The organism is Dokdonella sp. (assembly GCF_051958935.1).
GTDB lineage: Bacteria > Pseudomonadota > Gammaproteobacteria > Xanthomonadales > Rhodanobacteraceae > Dokdonella_A.
Window position 1 is genome coordinate 1 of sequence record NZ_JBQCFP010000033.1, and the last position, 5,048, is coordinate 5,048.

3 protein-coding genes and 1 pseudogene are annotated in these 5,048 nt (G+C 70.0%); 2 read left to right on the forward strand and 2 right to left on the reverse strand.

Annotation, left to right across the window (positions count from 1 at the left end):
• Positions 1-477 precede the first annotated feature (477 nt).
• Together ACTHK2_RS03520 and fusA are read right to left on the reverse strand one after the other, a co-directional pair.
• Positions 478-1,041, reverse strand: a complete 564-nt coding sequence (locus tag ACTHK2_RS03520; protein WP_440244312.1) for a hypothetical protein — start codon at positions 1,039-1,041, stop codon at positions 478-480.
• 91 nt (positions 1,042-1,132) lie between these two features.
• Positions 1,133-3,196: an elongation factor G gene (fusA, locus tag ACTHK2_RS03525; protein WP_440244313.1), complete on the reverse strand. Its 2,064-nt coding sequence runs from the start codon at positions 3,194-3,196 to the stop codon at positions 1,133-1,135.
• Between the two features lie 291 nt (positions 3,197-3,487).
• On the opposite strand from fusA, the gene ACTHK2_RS03530 reads away from it, so the two are divergent.
• Together ACTHK2_RS03530 and ACTHK2_RS03535 are read left to right on the forward strand one after the other, a co-directional pair.
• Positions 3,488-4,207 (forward strand): alpha/beta fold hydrolase, encoded by a 720-nt coding sequence (locus ACTHK2_RS03530; RefSeq protein WP_440244314.1) that lies wholly within the window; start codon positions 3,488-3,490, stop codon positions 4,205-4,207.
• Positions 4,208-4,315: 108 nt separating this feature from the next.
• Positions 4,316-5,048 (forward strand): annotated as a pseudogene (locus ACTHK2_RS03535) (hypothetical protein); the annotation flags it as partial.

The following is a 5,048-nucleotide window of genomic DNA, read 5'->3' on the forward strand; positions in this document are numbered from 1 at the left end:
GACACGTACCGATGCCTCCATGATCGCGTAGGGCGGTACGCGCGGAGCGCGTGCCGCCGCAACCACGCGGTGCGTTCGCACACCGCGGCGTGGCGCGGCGGGACTCGCCGCTGCGCGGCTCGACCCGCCCTACACGGTTACCGATCCCCGCATGATCGCGTAGGGCGGTACGCGCGGAGCGCGTGCCGCCGCAATCACGCGGCGCGTTCGAATACCGCGGCGCGTTCGAACACCGCGGCGTGGCGCGGCGGGACACGCCGCAGCGCGGCTCGACCCGCCCTACACGGGTGCCGATCCCCGCATGATCGTGTAGGGCGGTACGCGCGGAGCGCGTGCCGCCGCAATCACGCGGCGCGTTCGAACACCGCGGCGCGTTTCGAACACCGCGGCGGGGCGCGGCGGGACTCGCCGCTGCGCGGCGCGACCCGCCCTACACGGTTATCGATGCTCCAAGGGTCGTGCAGGGCGGTGCGTCACTTACCGCGGCCACAACCACGCAAATGCCGCTGCGGTCGCGAGCGCATAGAGGATGCCGTCGAGGGCGTCCTTGGCGACGGCGCCCCAAGGCTGGCCCCACCAGATGCCCTGGATGAAGGCGCCGAAGCCGTAGGCCATGAACGCCGCGGTGCCGATCACGCGGAAGACGAGCGCGAACGGGCTGCCGGTGGCGAGCGTGTGCGCGCCGAGGTAGGCGCAGAAGAGCGAGATCACGAGGCAGAGGACGAACCACTGCAGCAACGGCTTGCCCATGCCGGGCTCGGCGCCGGCGCGCAGGATGAACTTGCCGGTCGGCCCTTCGCGGAATTTCGCGAGCATCTCGGGCTTGGCGAAATCCTTCATGTCCTTGCAGTACGGCAGCATGTGGATGCCGGGCGTCGGGTTGCCCTTGCGGATCGCCGCGAGCACTTCGTCTTCGTTGCTGAAGCCGCGGTAGTCGGACAGGTGCCACTTGAACACCATGTGCACGAGGCTGCTCACGACGAACACGAATACGGCGGCGACGAGGATCGGAAGCCACAGCTGCACGAGCGAAATCGTCATTGCGTCATTCCCCCGGGTGGCGGCGGTGGAAGCGTCGCGCGCACGCGGGCGCGCGACGATGGTGCGGGTCGCGAGGCGTGGCCGGCGCGGGTCAGTCCTCGTCCGGACGCGGCTTGTACGCCTCGGTGAGCTGCTTCTGTACCTGCGGCGGCACCGGCTCGTAGTGGCTGAACTCGATCGCATAGCGGCCCTGGCCGCCGGTCATCGCCTTGAGTTCGGTCTGGTAGTCGGTGACCTCGGCGAGCGGCACCTGCGCCTTGATGATGATCTCGCCGCCGCGCAGCGAGTCGGTGCCATTGATGCGCGCTCGCTTGCCGGCGAGGCCGCCGGTGACGTCGCCCATGTGCGCGTTCGGCACGGTCACGTCGAGGTTGACGATCGGCTCGAGCACCTGCGGCCTTGCCTTCGCGATCGCGTCGAGGAACGCCTTCTTGCCGGCGGCGATGAACGCGACTTCCTTCGAGTCGACCGCGTGGTACTTGCCGTCGTAGACGATCACCTTGACGTCCTGCAGCTGGTAGCCGGCGATCGCGCCGTGCTCGAGCACCTGGCGCACGCCCTTCTCGATCGCAGGCAGGAACTGCCCGGGGATCGTGCCGCCCTTGATCTCGTCGGCGAACTCGAAGCCGCCGCCGCGGGGCAAGGGTTCGATGCGCAGGAACACCTCGCCGAACTGGCCAGCTCCGCCGGTCTGCTTCTTGTGGCGGTGATGCCCCTCGGCCTTCGCGCCGACCGTTTCGCGGTAGGCGATGCGCGGGGGCCGCGTCGTCACCTCGACGCCGTAGCGCTCCTTCATGCGGTCGAGCATGAGCTTCAAGTGCAGGTCGGAGAGGCCGCGGATGATCGTCTCGTTGAGCTCCTTGTTGTGCTCGACGCGAAAGCACGGGTCTTCCTCGCTGAGGCGCGCCAGCGCCGAGCTCAGCTTCTGCTCCTGGCCCTTGTGCGCGGGCTGCACCGCGAGGCCGAACATCGGCTGGGGGAAATCGAGGGGCTTCAAGTGGATCTGGTCCTCGTCGTGCGAATCGTGCAGCACCGCATCGAAGTGGATCTCCTCGATCTTCGCGATCGCGGCGATGTCGCCGGGGATCGCCTGCTCGATCTCGACGTGGTCCTTGCCCTTGAGCTTGAACAGATGGCCGACCTTGAACGCCTTCTTGCCGTCGTCGATGAAGAGCTGCGTGTCCTTCCTCACCGTGCCCTGGTAGACGCGGAACACGCTGAGCTTGCCCACGAACGGGTCGTTGACGATCTTGAACACGTCGGCGATGACGTGCTTCTTCGGATCGGGCTCGGCCTCGATGCGCTGTGCGTCGGCGCCGCGCCCCTTCTCGAACGGCGGCGGATTGCCTTCCTTCGGGTTCGGCAGCAGTTTCGCCGCGAGCTGCAGCAGTTCCTTCACGCCGGTGCCGTTGCGCGCCGAGACGAAGCAGATCGGCACGAGGTGGCCTTCACGCAGGCACTGCTCGAACGCGTCGTGCAGCTCCTGGCCGGACAGGCCCGCCTCGCCGTCATCCAGGTAGTGGCCCATCACCGTCTCGTTGATCTCGACCACCTGGTCGATGATGTGCTGGTGCGCGTCGGCGATCGAGGAGAAATCCACCGCAGGAGCATCGGCGTCGGCTTGCGGCTGGAAGAAGCAGTCGGCGACCGCCGCGCCCTTGTTCGCGGGCAGGTTGATCGGCAGGCACTCGCTGCCGAATTCGTCGCGCAGCATCTCGACCACGCTCTCGAGGTCGACGCCTTCGTGGTCGATCTTGTTGACGACGAGGACGCGGCACAGGCCGCGCGCCTTCGCGCGCTCCATCAGGCGGCGCGTCGAGTGCGCGACGCCGGTGGCCGCGTCGACGACGATCGCGCAGGTTTCCACCGCGGCGAGCGCGGACAACGTGGGGCCGCGGAAGTCGGGGAATCCGGGGGTGTCAATGAGGTTGACGTGCACGTCGCCGAGGTCGACCGAGGCGATCGACGCCGCCATCGAGTGCTTGCGTTCCTTTTCCATCGGGTCGTGGTCGGACACCGTGGTGCCCTTTTCGACGGAGCCTGCCGTCTGGATCGCGCCGCCGGCATGCAGCAGGGCTTCGAACAGCGTGGTTTTGCCGGCGCTCGCTTGGCCTGCGAGCGCGATGTTCCGGATGCCATCGGTGGTGTAGGACATGAGCAGGCCTCCCGTTGGTGCGCGCCCGGACCCTTCATGGATCCGCACGCGCTCGCCGCCCGGCTCGCCGCCGGCGCGGCAACGCCGCACACCGGCGCCCGCCGGTCGCGGCGTGGGGGCCTCCTGCCCCCGAACCACCGCGCCCGGTCGGCGCGGCTCGAAGGCCGTCATGGTCGTCCGCACGGCGCGCCGGACGGCTGGGCGCCACGCGGACGGTCATGGCGGAATGCGTCGCGCAGCAGCACGGCGCCGGCATAGACTTGACCTATCGGGGGACAGGGTCAAGTCGCAATGCGTGATGAACCAGGCGGAGCGGGCCGCGTCGTCTGCGTGCATGGCGCAGGCGGCGGCGGTTGGGAATGGGGAATCTGGGCGCGCGGCCTCGCGATTGCGGGTTTCGACGTGCTTGCACCGGACCTGAAGCCCGCCGCGGGCGGGCTCGCCGCCACCCACCTCGACGATTACCGGCGCCAGGTCGCCGCGTGGAGCCGCTCCGCGCGCGGCGTCAGCCTCGTCGGCGCGAGCCTCGGCGGCCTGCTCGCGCTCGCCGTCGCACGCGCGGTGCGCGCGCGCGCACTCGTGCTGGTGAACCCGATGCCGGGCGCGGGCCTGCCGATGCGCGCGGAAACCTCGCCGGCGGTGATCCGCTGGCGCAGCGAAGGTACGTTGCGCTCGACCCAGCGCGCGATGCCCGATGCCGACGACGCGGCACGCCTGTATGCATTCCGGCGTTGGCGCGACGAGTCGGGGGCGGTGGTCGACGAGGCGCGCGCGGGCCTCGTGGTCGACCCGCCCGACTGCCCGGTGCTCGTCCTCGCGAGCGAGCACGACCTCGACGTGCCCGTCGAATCGAGCCGCGCACTCGCCGCGACGCTCGGCGCCGACTTCGAATGCATCGCCGGCGCGAGCCATGTCGGCCCCTTGCTCGGCCGCAGCGCGCCGCGCACCGCCGAGCGCGTTGCCGAGTGGCTGCACGCGCATCGCCGCGGCGGTGCCGACCTGCGCGCGTGAGCCGACGCGGCAGCCGGGCAGGGTGTTCGGCACGATCGCGATACCGGTGTTTAACCGCGCTTTAGCGCGCAATCATTATGCTGCCGCGACGCACCCGGGCATCGACTCTTGACCTCGCAGCATCCCTCCACGCCGCCGATGCTGCCGCGCGCGGATCGTCGGCCGCCGACCTTGCACGAACCCGCTCGCCTGCGTTTCGCGGGCGACCGACTGCCGTGGCAGCGCAGCCTTCGCTGGGAGCTCAGGCCGCGGCGTGACCGGCGCCTGCTCCTGCTCGGCGGGCTCGTCGCCTTCGTCGTCACGCTCGTCGAAATCGTCGGCTTCGGCCTCGGCATGCGGCCGTACCGGCACCCGCATCGCGCGCCGCAGGTCATCACGATCAATCTCATCGAGCCGCTGTCGGAGCTGCCGCCGCCACCGCCGGAACCCGAGCCCCCGATCGTCGCGCGGCCGAGCCGCATCGCGATCTCGCCGCCCGAGGTGAAGGTGAAGGCGCCGCCGCCGCATCCGGAAGACGCGAGCGACGCGATGCGCGCGCGACTCGGCGAAGGCGGCGCCGCCGCGGTTCCCCAACTGTTCAATCCCGATGGTTCGATCCGTCTCGGCGACGCCGCGCCGGCGCCGCCAGCGGCGCCGAAGACCGAACGCGAGGCGGCGCAGCAGCGCTGGGAGAAGATCGCCGAGCGCGGCAATCCGCTCCATTGCAAGAAGACGCGTTTCTCGCAGGCGTTCACGCCCGACCAGTCGCTCGGCGACAAGGTCGCCGGCAAGTACCTCAAGTGGGTCGGCCTCGCCGACCAGCAGGCGATCCGCCACCGCGCCGAACAGCGCGCCGAATCGG

Bases quoted from the DNA above. Each gene is read 5' to 3' on its own strand.
- ACTHK2_RS03520 (WP_440244312.1), bottom strand. From the start codon at position 1,041: ATGACGATTTCGCTCGTGCAGCTGTGGCTTCCGATCCTCGTCGCCGCC.
- fusA (WP_440244313.1), bottom strand. From the start codon at position 3,196: ATGTCCTACACCACCGATGGCATCCGGAACATCGCGCTCGCAGGCCAA.
- ACTHK2_RS03530 (WP_440244314.1), top strand. From the start codon at position 3,488: ATGCGTGATGAACCAGGCGGAGCGGGCCGCGTCGTCTGCGTGCATGGC.